The 18,239-nt window shown below is 69.8% G+C and carries 19 protein-coding genes; 7 read left to right on the forward strand and 12 right to left on the reverse strand.

Annotated elements, in window-relative coordinates; genetic code table 11:
• Positions 1 to 23: 23 nt before the first annotated feature.
• From Q0W60_RS02140 to Q0W60_RS02160, 5 genes are all read left to right on the forward strand, one after another.
• Positions 24 to 719 carry a molecular chaperone DjiA gene (locus Q0W60_RS02140; RefSeq protein WP_297692091.1) on the forward strand — a complete coding sequence of 232 codons (696 nt, stop codon included), beginning with the start codon at positions 24 to 26 and terminating at the stop codon, positions 717 to 719.
• A gap of 112 nt (positions 720 to 831) precedes the next feature.
• Positions 832 to 1,119, forward strand: a complete 288-nt coding sequence (locus Q0W60_RS02145) for a hypothetical protein (protein WP_297692093.1) — start codon at positions 832 to 834, stop codon at positions 1,117 to 1,119.
• Positions 1,120 to 1,166: 47 nt separating this feature from the next.
• Positions 1,167 to 2,045, forward strand: coding sequence for a DMT family transporter (locus tag Q0W60_RS02150; protein ID WP_297692095.1), 879 nt, complete (start codon positions 1,167 to 1,169; stop codon positions 2,043 to 2,045).
• A gap of 55 nt (positions 2,046 to 2,100) precedes the next feature.
• The gene (locus Q0W60_RS02155; RefSeq protein ID WP_297692097.1) at positions 2,101 to 2,394 is read left to right on the forward strand and encodes a putative quinol monooxygenase; all 294 of its coding nucleotides are present in this window, start codon (positions 2,101 to 2,103) and stop codon (positions 2,392 to 2,394) included.
• Between the two features lie 4 nt (positions 2,395 to 2,398).
• Positions 2,399 to 3,622: an acyl-CoA dehydrogenase family protein gene (locus tag Q0W60_RS02160; RefSeq protein ID WP_297692099.1), complete on the forward strand. Its 1,224-nt coding sequence runs from the start codon at positions 2,399 to 2,401 to the stop codon at positions 3,620 to 3,622.
• A 16-nt stretch (positions 3,623 to 3,638) separates the two neighbouring features.
• Here Q0W60_RS02160 and Q0W60_RS02165 read toward each other — a convergent pair whose 3' ends face one another.
• The 4 genes from Q0W60_RS02165 to Q0W60_RS02185 form a co-directional block, all read right to left on the reverse strand.
• Complete coding sequence (locus tag Q0W60_RS02165) at positions 3,639 to 5,168, reverse strand: DUF4118 domain-containing protein (RefSeq protein ID WP_297692101.1); 1,530 nt, start codon at positions 5,166 to 5,168, stop codon at positions 3,639 to 3,641.
• A 179-nt stretch (positions 5,169 to 5,347) separates the two neighbouring features.
• Positions 5,348 to 7,069, reverse strand: coding sequence for an amidohydrolase family protein (locus Q0W60_RS02170; protein ID WP_366074921.1), 1,722 nt, complete (start codon positions 7,067 to 7,069; stop codon positions 5,348 to 5,350).
• Positions 7,070 to 7,098: 29 nt separating this feature from the next.
• The gene (locus tag Q0W60_RS02180; RefSeq protein WP_297692104.1) at positions 7,099 to 7,533 is read right to left on the reverse strand and encodes a CHRD domain-containing protein; all 435 of its coding nucleotides are present in this window, start codon (positions 7,531 to 7,533) and stop codon (positions 7,099 to 7,101) included.
• Positions 7,534 to 7,713: 180 nt separating this feature from the next.
• Entirely contained in the window at positions 7,714 to 8,991 is a 1,278-nt protein-coding gene (locus Q0W60_RS02185; protein ID WP_297692106.1) for a cytochrome P450, read from the reverse strand.
• A 145-nt stretch (positions 8,992 to 9,136) separates the two neighbouring features.
• On the opposite strand from Q0W60_RS02185, the gene Q0W60_RS02190 reads away from it, so the two are divergent.
• Both Q0W60_RS02190 and Q0W60_RS02195 read left to right on the forward strand, forming a co-directional pair.
• A complete protein-coding gene (locus tag Q0W60_RS02190) occupies positions 9,137 to 9,676 on the forward strand; it encodes a hemerythrin domain-containing protein (RefSeq protein ID WP_297692108.1) in 540 nt (179 codons plus the stop codon).
• 61 nt (positions 9,677 to 9,737) lie between these two features.
• The gene (locus Q0W60_RS02195; RefSeq protein WP_297692110.1) at positions 9,738 to 10,253 is read left to right on the forward strand and encodes a GFA family protein; all 516 of its coding nucleotides are present in this window, start codon (positions 9,738 to 9,740) and stop codon (positions 10,251 to 10,253) included.
• Here the strand turns inward: Q0W60_RS02195 and Q0W60_RS02200 are convergent.
• The 8 genes from Q0W60_RS02200 to Q0W60_RS02235 form a co-directional block, all read right to left on the reverse strand.
• Complete coding sequence (locus Q0W60_RS02200; protein ID WP_297692112.1) at positions 10,136 to 11,869, reverse strand: response regulator; 1,734 nt, start codon at positions 11,867 to 11,869, stop codon at positions 10,136 to 10,138. The two genes, Q0W60_RS02195 and Q0W60_RS02200, sit on opposite strands and share 118 nt — an antisense overlap.
• Entirely contained in the window at positions 11,866 to 13,365 is a 1,500-nt protein-coding gene (locus Q0W60_RS02205; protein ID WP_297692114.1) for an ATPase domain-containing protein, read from the reverse strand. The genes Q0W60_RS02200 and Q0W60_RS02205 overlap by 4 nt, the downstream gene beginning before the upstream one ends.
• Before the next feature lie 101 nt (positions 13,366 to 13,466).
• Entirely contained in the window at positions 13,467 to 14,378 is a 912-nt protein-coding gene (locus tag Q0W60_RS02210) for an SMP-30/gluconolactonase/LRE family protein (RefSeq protein WP_297692125.1), read from the reverse strand.
• Between the two features lie 68 nt (positions 14,379 to 14,446).
• Positions 14,447 to 14,962 (reverse strand): dihydrofolate reductase, encoded by a 516-nt coding sequence (locus tag Q0W60_RS02215; protein ID WP_297692116.1) that lies wholly within the window; start codon positions 14,960 to 14,962, stop codon positions 14,447 to 14,449.
• 40 nt (positions 14,963 to 15,002) lie between these two features.
• Positions 15,003 to 16,403, reverse strand: coding sequence for an FAD-dependent oxidoreductase (locus Q0W60_RS02220; protein WP_297692118.1), 1,401 nt, complete (start codon positions 16,401 to 16,403; stop codon positions 15,003 to 15,005).
• A gap of 178 nt (positions 16,404 to 16,581) precedes the next feature.
• Complete coding sequence (locus Q0W60_RS02225; RefSeq protein ID WP_297692119.1) at positions 16,582 to 17,097, reverse strand: hypothetical protein; 516 nt, start codon at positions 17,095 to 17,097, stop codon at positions 16,582 to 16,584.
• Between the two features lie 83 nt (positions 17,098 to 17,180).
• Complete coding sequence (locus Q0W60_RS02230; protein WP_297692121.1) at positions 17,181 to 18,026, reverse strand: thymidylate synthase; 846 nt, start codon at positions 18,024 to 18,026, stop codon at positions 17,181 to 17,183.
• Between the two features lie 75 nt (positions 18,027 to 18,101).
• Positions 18,102 to 18,239, reverse strand: a 138-nt coding sequence (locus Q0W60_RS02235) for a DUF924 family protein (RefSeq protein ID WP_297692127.1), incomplete at its 5' end; no start/stop codon positions are given.

Genomic DNA, 18,239 nt, shown 5'->3' on the forward strand with positions numbered 1-18,239 from the left:
TTAATGAGCCCCGCATAATCAACATGAGCTTCTGGCGCAAAATCGCAGGCCTCGCGGTGAAGAACCTCGACGAGGCCGAATGCCCGGACTGTCCGCCGGGGCTGCCCGGCGAGGATCCCGCCTTCTCGACGGCGGTGACGGCGCTCGGCGCGAAGCTCGCCAAGGCGGATGGCCGCGCCCAGGCCAGGGAGTACGACGCCTTTTCCGAGGTGTTCCAGCCGGAGCTCGGCAGCGAGGGCAATGTCCGCCGGCTCTATCAGCTGGCGCGGCAGACGACGCGCGGCTTCGAGAGCTACGCCCGGCGGCTCGCCAAGCGCTACCGGCATTGTCCGCAGCTGCTCGAGGACGTGCTCGACGGCCTGTTCCACATCGCCGCCGCCGACGGCGCGGTCACCGGCGACGAGCTCGGATACCTGGAGCGCGTCTCCGAGCTGTTCGGCTTCTCGCCGCTGGTGTTCCGCCGCCTGAAGGCGACGCATCTCGGCCGCGAGCGCGACGACCCCTACGCGGTCCTGGGCGTCCGTCACGACGCCTCCGACGCCGAGGTGCGCGCCGCCTGGCGCGCTCAGCTCACCGAGTCGCACCCCGATCGGGCCCGGGCCCGCGGCCTGCCCAGCGAGTTCATCGAGGTGGCCGAGGCCAAGGCCGCGGCGATCAACGCCGCCTTCGACGCCATCATGCGTGAGCGCCGGGCGATGGCGTTCGCCGGCGCGGCATAATCGCCGCAGCGCCCGCATTGCGCCTCATCTTGGGTTCATCTTCTGTTGACGATAGGAACCGTGAGGCCGACAAAGTTCGTTTAGCTCTTCGGCCTCGGGGCAAGAGGACGTCATGGTGAAGGACTTCGCCAACGACCGCGGATCGGCGCTGCGCAGCCTGGCGGCGATCGGCGGCGCGTTGGCGGCGGCGGCGGCGGTGATCGTGGGCGCCGTGCTCGCGGTGATCTTCGCGGCCACGGTCGCGGTGATCGCGGTGATGTCGAGCGCGCTGCTGGCGCTGGCCGGCCTCGCGCTTCGCGCCCGCCGCACCGCCCGCGCCCGGCGCAAGGACGGCGTCATCGAGGCCCGGCATCTCGGCGGCCACCACTGGGTGGCCTACGGCTGGAACGAACGAAGCTAGGCCGCAGGCCGGCTGATCGCCTAAGCTCCCGGCCGGGGACGGGGCGAATGGCCGAGGCGGCGATTTCCGACACATCGAGGGGCTTGCGGATCGCGGCGCTCACGTCCGTGGCCATGCTCGCGTTCGCCGCCAACTCCCTGCTCTGCCGCCTGGCGATGGCCGGCGGCCGGATCGACCCGGCGAGCTTCACGGCGCTCCGCGTCGTCTCGGGCGCCCTGGCGCTCAGTCTCATCGTGATGGTCCAGCGGCGGCGGCGGCCGCGGCTGAAGGCGGACTGGCGGGCCGTCGCGGCGCTCACCGCCTACATGGTCTTCTTCGGCTTCGCCTACCTCACGCTGAAGGCGGGCGCAGGGGCGCTGATCCTGTTCGGCGCGGTGCAGCTCACCATGTTCGCCTGGGCGCTGCGCGCCGGCGAACGCCCGCGGCCGCTCGCCTGGGTGGGCCTGGCCGCCGCCCTCAGCGGCCTGGTCTACCTGGCGCTGCCGGGGCTCTCCGCGCCCGATCCTGCGGGCTGCCTGCTGATGCTGCTCGCCGGCATCGCCTGGGGCGTCTATTCGCTCGTCGGCCGAGGGGCGTCCGATCCGCTCGCGCAGACGACGGGGAACTTCATCTACACCGCGCCGATCGTCCTGATCGTCGCCGCCGTCTCGCTTTCGCGGCTGCACGTGACCCTCGCCGGCGCCGGGCTGGCGGCGGCCTCCGGAGCCCTCGCCTCCGGCTGCGGCTACGCGATCTGGTATGCGGCGCTTCGCGGCCTGAGCTCGGCCCGCGCGGCCATGGTGCAGCTCTCCGTCCCGGCGATCGCGGCGCTGGGCGCGGTCGTGCTGCTGGCGGAGCCGCTGACGCCGCGGCTGGTGATCGCCTCGGCGCTGACCCTGGGCGGCGTCGGTCTGGCGCTCTGGCGGCGGACGCGGCGTCAGGCTTGAGCCCCCGTTCCTCCGGCTCTACCGTCCGGGCTCAAACAGATGTTGGAGGGACGGCATGGGCATCGGGATCGTCGCGACGCTGAAGGTGCAGGGCGGCAAGAACGCGGAGTTCGAGGCGATCTTCGCCGACCTCGCCAAGCAGGTTCGCGCCAACGAGCAGGGCTGCCTGATGTACCAGCTCACCCGCAGCCAGTCGGACCCAAACACCTACAAGGTGCTCGAGCTCTACAAGGACGGCGAGGCGCTCAGCCATCACGGCCAGACGGACTATTTCCGCGCCGCCGGGCCGAAGCTCGGCCCCTGTCTTGCCGGCCGCGCCGAGATCGAGCGCCTCGACACCGTGGGGTAGGCCGATGGACCTCGACTTCAGTCCCGAAGACCTCGCATTCCGCGACGAGGTTCGCGCCTTCATCGCCGAAGCCTTCGACGACGACATGCGGGCGCACGCCGCGCAGTCGAAGAACGCCCACCTCGACAAGGCGGGCCAGGTCCGCTGGCTGAAGCGGCTCAATGCGAAGGGCTGGATCGCGCCGGACTGGCCCCTTGAGTACGGCGGCACGGGCTGGAGCCTGACCCGGAAGTACATCTTCGAGATGGAGATGGCGCTGGCCGGCGCGCCGTCGACCTCCAACATGGGCCTGCGCATGTGCGCGCCGGTCATCATGGCGTTCGGCTCCGATGAGCAGAAGCATCAGCACCTGCCGAAGATCCTGAACACCGACGTCTGGTGGTGCCAGGGCTATTCCGAGCCGGGCGCGGGCTCCGACCTGGCCTCCCTGGCGCTGAAGGCCGAGCGCGACGGTGACGACTATGTGCTGGCCGGCTCGAAGATCTGGACGACCTACGCCCAGTGGGCGGACTGGATGTTCTGCCTGGTCCGCACCAGCCAGGAGGACATCAAGCAGAAGGGCATCTCCTTCCTGCTGCTCGACATGACCACGCCGGGCATCTCCATCGTCCCCTTGCCGACGCTGGACGGCCCCAGGCCTGGCGATCAGGAGATCAACCAGGTCTTCTTCGACAATGTCCGCGTGCCGGTGAGCAACCGGATCGGCAAGGAGGGCGAGGGCTGGACCTACGCCAAGTACCTGCTGCAGTTCGAGCGCGGCTCGGCCTATGCGCCGGGGCTCACCCACATGCTGCAGCGGGTGAAGGAGATCGCCGCCATCGAGCGCAGCGGCCGCGGCGGGCGGGTGCTGGACGACCCGGCTTTCCGGCGCAAGCTCGCGGAAGCCGAGATCAAGACCGAGGCGCTCAACGCGACCGAGCTGAGGGTGTTCGCCGGGCGCGCCAACGGCGAGGCCATGGGCGCGGTCTCCTCCATGCTGAAGCTGGAGGGCAGCCAGATGCAGCAGACCATGACCGAGCTCGCCCTCGAGGCGGCCGGCGTCTACGCCCAGCCGTTCGTGCAGGACACCTGGGCCGAGATCGAGGGGCGCACCAATGCGCCGCGCGCCGGGCCGGAGTGGGCCGCGCCCGTCGCGCCCATGTACTTCAACTACCGTAAGACCTCGATCTACGCCGGCTCCAACGAGATCCAGCACAACATCATGGCCAAGATGGTGCTGGGCCTCTGAGGGCCGGGCCTCTCGCCTAGTCGAGCGGAATGGAGACTTCCGCCCGCGCCCCTGAGGCCGGGAACTCGATGACGATCGCGCCGCCCGCGCCTTGGATCAGACGCTGCATCAGCATGGAGCCGTAGCCTCGCCTCTGGGGCGGCGTGACGGGTGGGCCGCCGGACTCCGTCCACACGATCCTCACCCGGTTCTGGTCGCCTTCCCACGCCACCGTCACTTCACCAGCCGGCGCCAGCAGGGCGCCATGTTTGACGGCGTTCGTCGCCAGCTCGTGGATGAGCAGCGAAACGAGTCTCCGGGGCCCGGGGCCGATCCTCACGCCGACCATGCCGTCCAGCCGAAATCGCGCGAGGTCGTAGGGCTCCAGCTCGGCGGTGAGAATCTCCCGCAAGGCGGCGGGCTCGGCCGGCGCCCGATCGTCAATGTCGATCTGCCTCAGTCCCGCGCGGATCCGGCGATTGATCGCGCCGGCGCGCTCAGGTTGGTCGCGAAGGCTCTGCCGGACGACGGATTCCGCCACGGCGATGGCGTTCTTGACGCGGTGGCCTTGTTCGCGCGCAAGCGTCAGGTGCGTCGCGTCTTCCTCGCGCAGGCGCAGGACCGCGCGCTTGTACCAGTCGATGATCAGGATGATCAGCGCGCTCGCGCCGCCGTAGAGCGCCAGATCGAGCGCGTCCGATAGGGTAGGCGGCGCAAACCGATAGAGCGGCGGCATGAAGAAGTAGTAGGCGGCGAATCCGCCGAGCGCCGCAGCCAGAATGCCCGGGCCCCGGCCGCCGACGAGCATCGCGACTAGGACGGCGAGATAGTAGGTGGAAAAGACCGCCAGCTCATGCGCCCCGCCGAGCTTGAACCCCTGGCGGACGAGAGTGGCGGTCAGGACGCACAGCACGGCGAAGGCGTAGCCTTCCACCGAGTTCGGCCGCACGCCGTTGCGCCGAATGTGCATCAGGAAGGCGCCGAGGGAGGAGCCGCCGAACGGCTCGGCCGCCGTGGAGGCGTCCGGGCGGTTGCGCGCCGGCCGGGCGGGCGAGCCCCGCACCCGCTTGAGCGCGACCCCGGCCGCATCGGCGATGGCCTGCAGCTGCGCGACGTCCTGTTCCGTGGGATCGCGCCTCTCGGCCCAGTAGGCGCCCAGCGCCGCGACGGCCTCATCGCGACCGACCGGCGCAATGGCCATACTGCGGACGAAAGTCGGCCGATAGGCGTCGACCGGGACCCGAGGGTCCTGGTAGATGTCGCCGATCGCGACCGCCTCGCCGTGTGTCATGCACCAGCCGGACACGCAGGACTTCAGGGGGAAGCGCCGTCCACGCCAGAGCGGCGAAATGGCGTCCTCTTCGGCGTAGTAGCACCGGTTCCCCTCGCGCAGGACGAAGCTCGCGCCATCGGCCTGCAGGCGGTCGCGCACGCTGCGGCTGACGATCGTCATGACCTCGTCCGGCGACCCGGCCGCCGAGAGCTTTCGCGTCAGGTCGGCCAGCGCAGCGGCCGACGCCGCCGCCTCGACGGAGCCGAGCGGCCCTACCTCGTGACGCCCCTGCATCAAGACACGCTCTCCCGGTCTCCCGCCGCAATGGCGCTCAACAATGCTACCTGTGGAGTCGCGGCGCCCGCATTGAGATGGCGCAATGCGCGGCGAAGATTCGCAGCCAGGCGGCCGCGAGCCTCACGGTGGCCGGCGGGGGGCGCTAGGTGCTTGCGCTTCCTGCGCTGTCCGCGGCGTCAGGCGCGCGCGCGCTGGGCGCCGCGCACCAGGCGGCCGGGCAGAGCGCCGGTCGGGCGCCCCTCGCGGCTGACGATCTCGCCCGAGACGATCAGCGCCTCGTAGCCCTGGGCGTCCTGCGTCACCCGCCGGCCGCCGGCCGGCAGGTCGTAGAGCACCTTGGGCGTGTTGAGGCGCAGCTTGTCGTAGTCGATGACGTTGAGGTCCGCCTTGCGGCCCGTCGCGAGCACGCCGCGGTCCATCAGGCCCACGGTCTTCGCCGGATCGGCCGCCAGCGCCTTGACCGCCTCCTCGATGGACAGGCGCTCGCCTTTCCGCTCGCGCGTCCAGTGCTGCAGCACGAACGTCGGATAGCTGGAGTCGCAGATCATGCCGTAGTGGGCGCCGCCGTCGCCAAGCCCCAGCACGCTGTTGGGGTCGGTGATCAGGGCGTGGATCGGGTCGAGCGAGCCCGAGCCGTAGTTGGCGAGCGCCGCCAGCAGCAGGCCCTTGCCGTCGTTCTCGAGCAGCAGGTCGTAGGCGAGCTCCGCCGGGTCGATCCCGCGCCGCCGGGCCTGGGCCGCGACGGAGTCCTCTGGCGCGGGCTCGTAGTCGGGCGGATCGCCCAGCGGCCAGATGAACTCGAACCGGCGGCCCATCCGCGCCAGCGGGATCAGCGCATCACCGGGTTCCTCCACCAGGAGACGCGCACGAACCTGCGGATCGCGCAGCGCGGCGATGCGCCTGTCGAACGGCAGCCGCGCCCGCTCCGCCCAGCTCGGGCATAGGCTGAAGGGGTTCACCGACAGGTCGAAGCCCAGCACGACGCCGATCGGCCGCGGGAACACCTGGGCGCGGATCGGCGGCCCCTTGGCGTTGGCCTCGGCCAGCCTTTGCATCGCCCCCCTCCAGGCCTCGGGGTTCTCGTTCGACTGGGCCATGGAGAAGCTGGCGGGCCGGCCGCTCAGGCGGGTGAGCCGCGAGAGCAGGTCGATCTCGTCTTCGAACGTGCGGCCGGGCGTTCCGAACACCGCCTGCAGCACGCCGCGGCCGGCCTCCTTCAACGCGAGCGCCATGGCCTCCAGCTCGGCCTCGGCGGCCTGGTAGGTGGGGATGGGATCCCCCTGGCCGGTCTTGTGGATGACCAGGCGCGAGGTCGTGAAGCCCAGGGCCCCCGCCTCGACGGCCTCCTTCACCACCGCCTGCATCCGCTTGAGATCGTCTTCGGTGGCCGGTTCGCGGTTCGCGCCGCGCTCGCCCATGACATAGACGCGTACCGCCGAGTGCGGGATCTGCGAGGCGAAGTCGATGTCGTGCGGCCGCTTCTCGATGGCGGCGAGGTACTCGGGATAGGTCTCCCAGTCCCAGGTCAGCCCCTCGGTCATCACCACTTCGGGGATGTCCTCGACGCCTTCCATGACGCTGACCAGCCGCTCGTGGTCCTGCGGCCGGCAGGGGGCGAATCCCACCCCGCAGTTGCCGCCGACCGCCGTGGTCACGCCGTGCAGCGATGACGGCGCGAGCCGGTCGGACCAGACCGCCTGGCCGTCATAGTGGGTGTGGATGTCGACAAAGCCGGGCGTCACCAGCATGCCCCGCGCGTCGATCTCTTCGGTCCCGCGCTCGGCCACGCGGCCGATTGCGGCGATGCGGCCGTCGCGGACGGCCACGTCGGCCTCGAAGGCGGGCGCGCCGGTGCCGTCGACCACGGTCCCGCCGCGGATCACCAGGTCGCAGGCCATCGCCCGCCTCCTTCCGTTCCGCTTGCGTCCTACTTGCCGAGCTGGCCGCGGATCGCGCCGGCCTTGTAGGTCGCGGAGTGGACGTTGACGTAGTAGCCCGCGGGATTGGCGGCGATGTCCTTGGCGACGGCGGCGTCGACCGAGGCGCAGCCCTGGCTGTGGCCGTTGGCGTCGGGCGGCGTCAGCGCCACCGCCACGGGGCCGGCCGCGTCCGCCCCGCCCTTGTGGATGTGGGCCATGATCGGCTGGGCGAGGTCCTTGGTGGTCAGCTCATAGCAGACCTGGTTCTTGTCGGTGTCGACCTGGACGTGCGCCATGCCGCTCGCCTTGGCGTCCCCCGCCGTGGGCTTCTCGTTCGCGCCCGCTAGATTGGCCATCAGGTGGGTGGTGGCCGCCGCCGCCGCGCCTGACACCGCCAGGCTCAGCGCCGCCGCGAGCGCAAGGCTCGTCGATTGCATCGTCATGTGATCTTCCCCTTCATCCCTCGACTTGGCGGACGATCAGACGACGCCAGGCGCCGGTCCGTCAATGTTTGAGACAGCGCAATGCGAAGCTTGGGCGCGGCGCCGGCCTGGCGCGATCCCTGTCGAAGCCGGAGATCCGCGCCATGACGCTCGCCGGTGTGATCGGCTGAGGGCCGCTGCTCAGTTGCGGGTGGGGATCACCACCGGCAGGTGCTCGTAGCCGTGCACGAAGGAGGAATAGACGCGCTTGGGCGGGCCCACCACGTCAATGCGCGGGAAGCGCTTGAGGATCTCCTCCCAGATGATCTTCAGCTGCAGCTCGGCCAGGCGGTTGCCGACGCAGCGGTGGATGCCGAAGCCGAAGGAGAGGTGCTGGCGCACCCGCGGCCGCTCGATCCAGTAGTCGTTCGGCCGATCGATCACCGTCTCGTCGCGGTTGCCGGAGACGTACCACATGGCGATCTTCTCGCCGGCCTTGATCGTCTTGCCGTGCAGCTCGAAGTCCTCCAGCGCGGTGCGGCGCATGTAGGCCAGGGGCGTCTGCCAGCGGATGGTCTCGGAGACCATCGAGGGGATGACCTCCGGGTTGGCGCGCAGGATCCGCTCCTGGTCGGGGTTCTGCGACAGCGCATAGATCGAGCCGGAGATGGTGTTGCGGGTGGTGTCGTTGCCGCCCACGATCAGCAGGATCAGGTTTCCGAGGTACTCCATGCGATCCATGTTCTTGGTGGACTCGCCGTGCGCCAGCATGGAGATCAGGTCGGACTTGGGCGGGGCGTTCACCCGCTCGTTCCACAGGTTCATGAAGTAGTCGACGCACTCGAACAGCTCCATGCGCCGCTGCTGCTCGGCTTCCTCCGGATCGGTGCTGTTGAAGATGCCGCTCTCCGGCCCTGCGGTCGCCACGTCCGACCAGCGGGTGAGCTTGCGCCGGTCCGCCCACGGGAAGTCGAACAGCGTCGCCAGCGTCATGGTGGTGAGCTCGATGGAGACCTTGTCGACCCAGTCGATCTCTTCGCCGATCGGCAGGTCGTCGAGGATCTTCGCGGCCCGCTCGCGGATCACCGGCTCCATGCGCGCCAGGTTCGGCGGCGCCACGATCGGGCTCACCGTCTTGCGCTGCTCATCGTGCTTGGGGGGATCCATCGCGATGAACATCGGCAGCGTGAAGTCTTCCGCCGGGTCCGGCAGGACGATGGTCGGGACGGAGGAGAACGCCTGGTGGTTGGTGTCGATCGCCATGATGTCGTTGTAGCGGGTCACCGACCAGTAGCCGCCGACGTCCTCTTCCTCCGAGACCGCCCAGTGGACCGGGTCCTCCTTGCGCAGCCGCTCGAAGTAGGGATGCCAGGTGTCGTCCCTGAACATCTGCGGATCGACCGGATTGATGTCCTCGATCGGCATCGAATAGGCGGCTTCGCGCGCGGCGCGCTTCACGTCGATCGAAGCGTCGTCCATGGGGTGTCCTCCTGCGGAGCCGGCATCATCGCCGATCGGCGGCCGCCGAACAAGGTGACGCTGGCGTCAACTTTGCCGGCGTGTTGAGCGGGATCAAAGCGCCGACGCCGAGAGGTCACACGATTGGGACGCAAAGGAGACGCCCATGCGCAAGCTCGCAATCTCGGGAGCGGCCGCCGCCGCCCTGCTCGGCGTCCAAGCGGCGCACGCTCAGCCGCTACAGACCCCGTCGTCGATCGCAGAGGAACATCGGGAGATTCACGGCGCCCTGGAGCGCGCAACCCACGAGCCTGGCGACCTCGGCGCCGCGGCGCGCAACCTGCTGGCGGTCCTGGACCCGCACTTCAAGCGCGAGGAGGAGATCGCTGCGCCGCCGCTTTCGCTCCTGCTCCCGCTTTCGCGCGGCCCGGCGACGCCCAGCATGCGTTCCGTGCTGCCGATGACCCGCGCGCTGGAGGCCGAGATGCCCAAGATGCTCGCCGAGCACCGGCGCATCGGCCAGGCGCGCGCGCGGTTCGAGGCGGTCGCCAAGCGGCAAGGTCGCCTCGATGAGGTGGCGCTGGCCGAGAAGCTTGCAGCCCATGCGCGCCAGGAGGAGGAAATCCTCTATCCCGCGGCGATCGTCGTCGGCCACGTCGTTCAGCGTGAGACCGCGCCGCCTCCGCGGCCGCGCCGGGGCCCGTAGCCCTCGGCATGCGGCGGCTGGTGACTCCACCCTGTCAGCAGTCGCTCGCTAGAATGGCGGCATGAGCGAATTGACCGGCCGATGCGCCTGCGGGGCGGTCACCTACCGGATGACCTCGCCGCCGATGATCACCCACTGCTGCCACTGCCTGGACTGCCAGCGGCAGACCGGCTCGGCCTTCGTGCTGAACGCCTTGATCGAGGCGGATCGGGTCGAGGTCCAGGGCGAGGCCGCGCCCTCGCGCATGCCGACCGACAGCGGCCGCCCGCACGACGTCTTCCGCTGCCCGGCCTGCGGAACGGCGCTGTGGTCGCAGTACGGAGGCCTGAGCTCGATCCGCTTCATGCGGGTGGGGACCTTGGACGACCCCACCGCCATCCAGCCCGACGTGCACATCTACACCCGCTCCAGGCAGCCGTGGGTGCGCCTGCCCAAGGGCGCGCGGACGTTTCCCGCCTACTACAACTCCGCCGAGGTCTGGCCGCCGGAGAGCTTGGCGCGCCGCGAGGCGGCGTTCGCCGTCGGCGAGGCGCGCAGCACCGCCCTGAGCTTGGCCGCGAGCTCGCGCTCCAGGTAGGGCTTGCGCAGGATGCCGCCTTCTCCGGCCTGTTCCAGCGCCGCCGTGTCGGCATAGCCGGTGACGAACAGGATCGGCACCTCCGGCCGCCGTGCGCGCGCCTCGCGGGCGACCTCCGCGCCGTTCATGCCGGGCATGGCGAAGTCGACGAGCATCACGTCGATCCGGTCCTCGTGCTCCAGGAGGTGGAGCGCGTCCCCGCCGCTGCCGGCCTCGATCACGCGGTAGCCGAGTTCGCCCAGGATCTCTGCGGTGACCTCGCGCACGGCGCTGTCGTCGTCGACGACCAGCACGCTCAGGTTCGCGGCGTCGGCCGAGCTGTTGGGTTCAGGCTGCGGCGCGTCCCGTTGCGGATCGATGGCGGCGCGCGGCAGATAGACCTTCACCGAGGCGCCTTGACCAGGGAGGCTGTCGATCCGCACCCCGCCGCCGGACTGCTTGGCCAGGCCGAACACCTGCGACAACCCGAGACCCGAGCCCTTGCCGACCTCCTTGGTGGTGAAGAACGGCTCGAACACCCGCGCCTTGACCTCCTCGCTCATGCCCGGTCCGGTGTCGGTCACCGCCACCATCACGTAGTCGCCGGCCGGCGGCTCCTCAGGCCCGATGGCTGCGGGCAGGGTCACGTTGGCCGTCTCGACGGTGAGCCGGCCGCCCACCTCCATCGCATCGCGCGCGTTGATCGCCAGGTTGAGGATCACCAGCTCGATCTGGGTCGGATCGATCATCGCCGGCCACAGGTCCGGCTGCAGCTGGGTGACGATGGCCACGCTGCCGCCCATCGTCGACTGCAGCAGGTCGTGCATGCCCAGAACGGTCTCGTTGAGGTCGACGGCCCGAGGGTCTAGCTGCTGGCGGCGCGAGAAGGCCAGCATCTGGGTGGTGAGCTGCGCGCCCCGCTCGGCGGCCTGGACCATCATCTGCAGTCGCCGCAGGTTGGCCGGGTCGGTCTCGGCCTTCTGCATCTGGCGGAGGTTGCCGAGCACGACCATCAGGAGGTTGTTGAAGTCGTGCGCCACGCCCGAGGTGAGCTGGCCCACCGCCTCCAGCCGCTGGGCCTGGCGCAAGACCGATTCGATCCGCTCCCGCTCGGCGATCTGGTCGGCGAGCTGCCGGTTGGCGGCCGCGAGCTCGGCTGTGCGTTCGCGGACCCTTTGCTCCAGCAGCTCCTCAGCCGCGCGGATGGTCTCGATCCGGTCGCGGGCCTCGTACTGCCGCCTGCGCCCGCGCAGCGCCGTCTCCACGACGCTGACCAGGGTGGTGGGGTGGAAGGGCCGCTCCAGGAAGGTGACGTTGCCGAGGGCCAGGCTCAGACGGCGCGCCGCGGGATTGCGCTCCAGCCCGCCGCCGCGTTGGGCCAGCAGCACGATCGGAAGATCGGACCAGGGGGGCTGCGCCCCGATCCAGCGCGCGATCAGCCCGTAGTCGGCGCCCTGCAGCGCCTCCTCGACGATCAGGGCGACGCCGACGCCGTGCTCGAACTGGCCGCACAGCTCACGCAGGTCATCGCACACCGCCACGCCGAGGCCGACCTCCGCGAGGATGGCCTGGGCTATGGCGGCGTCGCGTCCCGAGGGCGCCAGGACGAGAACGCGCTCGGACGCGTCCTGCGTCATGCCGAGGGTTCACCCATCAGGTCCGCCCCCGGTCCCACGAAGTTCGGTACGCCGCGCAGGACGCCCTGGAACTCGGTGATCGGCCGGCCGACCGAGAGGCCGCGCTCGTCGATCTCGAACTCGCGGATGGTCTTCTCGTGCTTGCCCGCGCGCTTCTTGATCACCGAGACGGCGCGGCGCACGTCGCCGGTGGCTTCGAAGTAGCGGAGCAGCAGCACGGTGTCGGCGAGATAGGTGACGTCCACCGGAGCCTTCATCTCCCCCACCAGCCCGTGCTGGGCGACGGTGAGGAAGGTCGTCGCGCCCTGGCGGTTCAGGTACTGCAGCAGCTCGTGGATATGGAGGATCAGGAACTGCTCCTCCGGCATCGCCGCCTGGTAGCCGTTCAGGCTGTCGACGACCACCGTGCGGATGTTGTTGTCGTCCACGCAGTGCCGCACCATGGCGGTGAACTCGCCGGGCGACAGCTCCGCGGCGTCCACCTGGTGCAAGACGAGCTTCTCCGAGGCCATCAGCGCCGGCAGGTCGATGCCGAACGCGGCGGTGCGGTCGATCAGGAGGCCGATCTCCTCGTCGAACGCGAACAGGGCGGCGCGTTCGCCGCGCTTGATCGCCGCCAGCACGAAGTAGAGCGCCATCAGCGACTTGCCGGTGCCTGCGGGCCCCAGGATCAGGCAGCTCGAGCCGCGCTCCACGCCGCCGCCGAGGAGCGCGTCCAGGCCGCTGACGCCGCTCGACAGCTGGTCGCGCGCGAACCTCGTCTTGTGCTCGGAGGAGACCAGCCGCGGATAGATCTCCAGGCCTCCGGTCTTGATCGTGAAATCGTGGAAGCCGCCGCGGAACCGGCGGCCCCGGTACTTGACGACCCGCATGCGGCGCCGTTCGGCCCCATACTCGGGCGCGAGCTCCTCCAGGCGGATGACGCCGTGCGCCACGCTGTGCACCGTCTTGTCCAGGGTGTCGGTGGTGAGGTCGTCGAGCAGCAGGACGGTGGCGTTGTGCTTGGCGAAATAGTGCTTCAGGGCCAGCACCTGACGCCGATAGCGCAGGGAGCTCTGCGCCAGCAGCCGGATCTCCGAGAGGCTGTCGATCACCACCCGGTCCGGTCGGATCCGCTCGACGGCGTCGAAGATCATCCGCGTGGTCTCGCCGAGCTCGAGATCGGAGGAGTAGAGCAGACTCTGCTGCTGCTTCTCGTCGAGCAGGCTCTCCGGCGGGACCAGCTCGAAGATCTCGATGCCCTTGAGCTGCCAGCCATGGGAGAGGCCGGTGTCGCGCAGCTCGTTCTCGGTTTCCGACAGCGTGATGTAGAGGCCCCGCTCGCCGGCCGCCGCCCCCTGGCGCAGGAACGACAGGGCCGCCGTGGTCTTGCCGGTGCCGGGGCTGCCTTCGATCAGATAGACGCGTGCGCGCGCCAGGCCGCCGGACAGGACATCGTCCAGACCCGGAATTCCTGTCAACGCCAGTTCGGGGTCAGCCCGCACGGCTGTATCCATGGAATTTTCCCGCGTCTTCGCCGGCGGTCTTCGCCCCGCCCCCAATCCTTGTCTTAAGCGTGCCACGGCGCCGTCCGGTTCCCGACTTAAGGCGCCTGCAGCTAGGCGTTGAAGTTGAGCTTCAGCCCGGGGCGCGGCCAGCGGCACTTGTAGAGCTTGCCGGTGGAGGAGGCGGTGACCCAGGCGTCGCGCAGGTCCGCCCCGCCGAAGCAGATGTTGGTGCACAGGACGTCGGGGAACGCATAGTGCTCGATCGTTCCGTCGGGGTCGAAGGCGGTGATCCCGCCATTGATGATGGTGGCGACGCAGACCTTGCCGCCGGCTTCCACCGCAAGGCTGTCGAGCAGCTGATAGCCCTGCAGGTTGTGCACGACGCGCCCTGGCGCGAATCCCGGCCCGGCCGCCAGCACGCCGGGGCCCTCCACGTCGAAGGCCCACAGGCGGCCCAGGTTGGTGTCGGCCACGTAGACCACCTTCTCGTCGGGCGAGAGGCCGATGCCGTTCGGCGAGATGATGTGGTCGCGCTGGCGGGAGATGGAGCCGCCGTCCGGCTTGGCGTAGTAGACTCCCCCGAACTTGCGCCCCTCCGGCGTCGAGCAGCCATGGTCGGTGAACCAGATGTTCCCGGCCTTGTCGAACACCAGGTCGTTCGGGCCGATCAGCCGTCTCCCCTCGCAGCTCTCATAGACCGTCTCCACCTTGCCCGAAGCGATGTCGACCCGCTGGATGGAGCCGCCGGTGTGGCTGGCCGGCGTCGGCCCGGGGATGCACAGGCCGCCCACGTCCAGCCACTCGAACGACCCGCCGTTGTTGGTGACGTAGATCGCTCCGTCGGGGCCGATCGCCGCCCCGTTCGGTCCGCCGCCGGTCTCGGCGACCACCTCCTTGGAGCCGTCCGGCTTCACCCGCGTCAGCCGCCGGCCCTTGATCTCGGTCAGGATGACGGAGCCGTCGTTCATGGCGATCGGGCCTTCCGGGAATTCCAGGCCCTCGGTGACGAGCTCGATATCCACAACCATCTCCCTTCCTCATCGGTGCGGCGGCGACTATAGCCACGCCGCCCGCGCTGAAGGGAAGGGCCTCAGCGCCGGTCGAGCACCCGGAAGGTGAAGGCGTACTGGTCTGCTTCGGAGGCGGGGCGGTGCTCGCGCCGCACTTCCCGCCATTGGTGCTCATCGATCGGCGGCAGGACGACGTCGCCCTCGGGCTCGCCGTTGACTTCGGTGAGATAGAGCCGCTGCGCCTTGCCGAGCGCCAACTCGAAGACCGAGGCGCCGCCGATCACGCAGACCTCGCCAGCGCCGTCCTCGGCCGCCTGCTCGCGGCCGATCTGCACCGCCTCCGAGAAGTCGTCGCAGACCACGGCGCCCTTGGCCTGATAGCCGCGCTCGCGGGTCAGCACGATGTTGGTGCGGCCCTTCAGCGGGCCCGGCAGGCTCTCGAAGGTCTTGCGCCCCATGATCACCGGCTTGCCCAGGGTCACCTCGCGGAAGATCGCCAGGTCGGACTTCAGCCGCCAGGGCAGGCGGCCGTCCCTGCCGATCACGCCGTTCCTGGCGCGCGCGATGGGTCCGGCGGCGAGGATGACCGAAGGCATGACAGGCCTGTAGCGCGGCTTGCCCGATGCGTCACCGCCCTCAGGCGACCAGCGCCTCGAACTCGGCGCGGCTGGGCCCGGCCATCGGCGGCAGCAAGCAGCCGCCGGCCTCGAGGCGCTTGGCCACCGCCGGACCGACGACGGGGTCCCGGGCGAGCTCCTGCGGGGTGGTCAGCATGTGCATCATGCGGGACAGGGCGGCGGCGATCTGCGGGTTCTCCGGCGCGATCAGGCTGAGCGCGGCCACGAAGCGCGATGGCGCATCGTCGGGCTCTGGCAAGGCTTGGCCGCGCAGCGCGCGCTCGATGCCCGCCAGGCGGCGTCCGTCGGCGACGAGCTGAGCCTGATACCAGCCGAGGAGTTCGGCCACCTTCCAGGCCTCGAACTCGCGGGTGAAGGCGGCGGAGCGCAGATCGCGCTCCTCCAGCGCCTCGGCGAGCCATCTCGCCTGGAGACAGGCGAACGAGATGCCGCGTCCGAACGTGGGATTGGTATGGATGGCGGAATCTCCCACCAGCGCGAAGCCCCGCACGACCGCGCGGCCCTCGGGCGCCAGGGAACGCCAGCGGTTCTCGATCCGCGCCATGACCTGCGGCTCGGTGATCGCATCGGTCTGGTCGAGCCATGGTTCGAAGCCCTTGATAGCGTTCGCCACCCGCTCGAAGACCTCCGGGCGCCGGAGCTTGCCGCGCAGCGGGTCGTTGAGCGAGACGGCCATGGTGACCGAGAACACGCCGCCGTCGGCGGGAAAGCAGATGAAGGGTGCGAACGCGGAGTTGATCGTCAGCGGCATGAAACCGGGCGGGAACGGGGCGCCCGCCCGCTTGCGCCGCCATTGGGACAGATAACAGAACTGCAGGTCTTGACTCGTCTCGCCCACGGGATCGGCGCCGATGGCGGCGAGATGCTCCGGCGCCTTCGACCAGCGGCCCGACGCGTCGACCACCAGGTCGGCCTCGACCTTCCGGCCATCGGCAAGCGCGACGCCGGTGACCAGCGGGGGCTCGCCGCCCTCTCGCCTGGCGATCAGGCCGTCGACTTCGCCGAGCGTCAGCGAGATCGAGGGCCGGCCGAGCGTCTCGCCTCGCATGGCCGCTTCCATCGGGAGCCGGCGGGCGGCGACGAAGAACACCGCCTCGCGGTCGCCGGCCTGCTTTCTCTGGCCGAGGTTGGTCAAGAGACTCGCTCCCGCGGCGCAGAAGGCGGCGAGCGTCTCGGGCGCCTCCTCCTGCAGCACGCGAACGCCGCGAGAGAGCAGCAGATGCGGTTGGCGGGCCTGGGCGACGCCGCGCCGCGTCCAGTCGGCGAAGCAGGCCTCGACGTCGTCGGGCGGCGCGGCCGCGTCCTTTTCGATCAGCTCGACCGTATGGCCGCGCCGGGCCAGGAACAGCCCGGTCGCAAGGCCGGCGAAGCCGGCGCCGATCACCGCCACGTGCGCCATTTGAAGCCCCCCTGCCGGAATATCGCGGATATCCGGGGCGACATTCGTCCCGATGCCGCGGGGCGCCAAGTCCCGCGCGACGCGGGACCCACGTTCCGATGGGAAGTCGGCGGCCGGCGAGCGTGCGCGATCGGTCCGGCGGCCGAATGACCGAGGGGTGGCTGGCCCCCATTGCGGTTCAATGCAGACGTCGCTGCCCCGAGGTGTTGAAGCGCTTTTCAGCTTCAAACTGTTCGAGCCATAGCGCTCTACCGGCACTCTCGAGCGCACGGCCGCGGAGAGCCAAGGCGACGGGGGCGACATAGAGATGAAGATCGCAATCGGCCTCCGGGACTGCAACGACAACCGCCCCGTTACGCTCCTCGATGATCCGGAGGAAACCGGAATTCGTGACTGCCGGAAGCGCCTCATGCGCCGCCGGCAGGTAAGTGCGAAACGCTCCCGACGCGCTCATGTCCCACAGCAGAAGTTTGGCGGCGGTGGGAAGGGCTGCCAGACGCCTTCGATAGTCTCGCTCTGCGCGCCGCCACCGCAACATGTGAGGCAAATCCCACAACATCAGGCCGGCGAGGGCGATCGCTCCTGGGATGCCGCACGCAAACGCTCCGAGCAAAGCCCACACGACGAAGTCGTCGTTGTTCGCGAGGAGTTTCGCGATCGCGAGCCCCACGATCGACAGGGCGAGACCGACCATGGCGATCCAGCGCAGGATCGACTTGAGCCGCTGAGCACCAATCGACTTTGGGGACGGGGCGAATGGGCTTGGAAAGGACTCGCTCACACCGCGATGGGCGCCCGAATGCTCGGATGCGCGCGGTAGCCCTCCAGCTGGAAGTCCTCGAACTCGAAGGCGAAGAGGTCGCTCCGGGGCGCGAGCTTCATCTGCGGGAAGGGCAGGGGCTCGCGGGAAAGCTGCAGGCGCGCCTGCTCGACGTGATTGAGGTAGAGGTGCGCGTCGCCCAGGGTGTGCACGAACTCGCCCGGCCCATAGCCGGTCACCTGCGCCACCATCAGGGTCAGGAGCGCGTAGCTGGCGATGTTGAACGGCACGCCCAGGAACACGTCGGCCGAGCGCTGGTAGAGTTGGCAGGAGAGCCGGCCGTCGGCGACGAAGAACTGGAACAGGCAGTGGCACGGCGGCAGCGCCATGTCGTCCACCTCGGCCGGGTTCCAGGCCGAGACGATGTGGCGGCGCGAGTTGGGATTGCGCCTCAGGCTCTCGACCACCGCGGCGATCTGGTCGATCACGCGGCCGTCCGGCGCGGTCCAGGAGCGCCACTGCTTGCCGTACACCGGCCCGAGCTCGCCCGCCGGATCGGCCCACTCGTCCCAGATGGAGACCCCGCGCTCCTGCAGCCAGCGGACGTTGGTGTCGCCGCGCAGGAACCACAGCAGCTCGAGGATGATCGACTTCCTGTGCAGCTTCTTGGTGGTGATGAGCGGAAAGCCCTTGGCGAGGTCGAAGCGCATCTGCCGCCCGAACACGCCCAGGGTGCCGACGCCGGTCCGGTCGCCGCGTTCCACGCCGTTTTCCAGGATGTCGGCCAGCAGCTCCAGGTACTGCCGCTCGGGATGATCGAGCGCGGCCTGATAGCGATCGGCGATGGAGACTTGCACGGACATCGGACCTGAGGGTCGCGCTGATTCGGCCTGACCGGGAATTAGGTGATCCGCTGATTCACAGGTTTCGGCGGCCGATCACCCCCCGAAGCCGCCCGCGTCGAGGAAGGCCTGCTCCTGCGGCGTGGTCGCGCGGCCGAGGCAGGCGTTGCGGTGCGGGAAGCGGCCGAAGCGGGCGATGATGTCGCGGTGGATCTCGGCCCACTTGGCGATGTC

Source organism: Phenylobacterium sp., from assembly GCF_025934275.1.
In the GTDB taxonomy this organism is placed as follows: domain Bacteria; phylum Pseudomonadota; class Alphaproteobacteria; order Caulobacterales; family Caulobacteraceae; genus Phenylobacterium.

Bases quoted from the DNA above. Each gene is read 5' to 3' on its own strand.
- Q0W60_RS02140 (WP_297692091.1), top strand. From the start codon at position 24: ATGAGCTTCTGGCGCAAAATCGCAGGCCTCGCGGTGAAGAACCTCGAC.
- Q0W60_RS02145 (WP_297692093.1), top strand. From the start codon at position 832: ATGGTGAAGGACTTCGCCAACGACCGCGGATCGGCGCTGCGCAGCCTG.
- Q0W60_RS02150 (WP_297692095.1), top strand. From the start codon at position 1,167: ATGGCCGAGGCGGCGATTTCCGACACATCGAGGGGCTTGCGGATCGCG.
- Q0W60_RS02155 (WP_297692097.1), top strand. From the start codon at position 2,101: ATGGGCATCGGGATCGTCGCGACGCTGAAGGTGCAGGGCGGCAAGAAC.
- Q0W60_RS02160 (WP_297692099.1), top strand. From the start codon at position 2,399: ATGGACCTCGACTTCAGTCCCGAAGACCTCGCATTCCGCGACGAGGTT.
- Q0W60_RS02165 (WP_297692101.1), bottom strand. From the start codon at position 5,168: ATGCAGGGGCGTCACGAGGTAGGGCCGCTCGGCTCCGTCGAGGCGGCG.
- Q0W60_RS02170 (WP_366074921.1), bottom strand. From the start codon at position 7,069: ATGGCCTGCGACCTGGTGATCCGCGGCGGGACCGTGGTCGACGGCACC.
- Q0W60_RS02180 (WP_297692104.1), bottom strand. From the start codon at position 7,533: ATGACGATGCAATCGACGAGCCTTGCGCTCGCGGCGGCGCTGAGCCTG.
- Q0W60_RS02185 (WP_297692106.1), bottom strand. From the start codon at position 8,991: ATGGACGACGCTTCGATCGACGTGAAGCGCGCCGCGCGCGAAGCCGCC.
- Q0W60_RS02190 (WP_297692108.1), top strand. From the start codon at position 9,137: ATGCGCAAGCTCGCAATCTCGGGAGCGGCCGCCGCCGCCCTGCTCGGC.
- Q0W60_RS02195 (WP_297692110.1), top strand. From the start codon at position 9,738: ATGAGCGAATTGACCGGCCGATGCGCCTGCGGGGCGGTCACCTACCGG.
- Q0W60_RS02200 (WP_297692112.1), bottom strand. From the start codon at position 11,869: ATGACGCAGGACGCGTCCGAGCGCGTTCTCGTCCTGGCGCCCTCGGGA.
- Q0W60_RS02205 (WP_297692114.1), bottom strand. From the start codon at position 13,365: ATGGATACAGCCGTGCGGGCTGACCCCGAACTGGCGTTGACAGGAATT.
- Q0W60_RS02215 (WP_297692116.1), bottom strand. From the start codon at position 14,962: ATGCCTTCGGTCATCCTCGCCGCCGGACCCATCGCGCGCGCCAGGAAC.
- Q0W60_RS02220 (WP_297692118.1), bottom strand. From the start codon at position 16,403: ATGGCGCACGTGGCGGTGATCGGCGCCGGCTTCGCCGGCCTTGCGACC.
- Q0W60_RS02225 (WP_297692119.1), bottom strand. From the start codon at position 17,097: ATGGTCGGTCTCGCCCTGTCGATCGTGGGGCTCGCGATCGCGAAACTC.
- Q0W60_RS02230 (WP_297692121.1), bottom strand. From the start codon at position 18,026: ATGTCCGTGCAAGTCTCCATCGCCGATCGCTATCAGGCCGCGCTCGAT.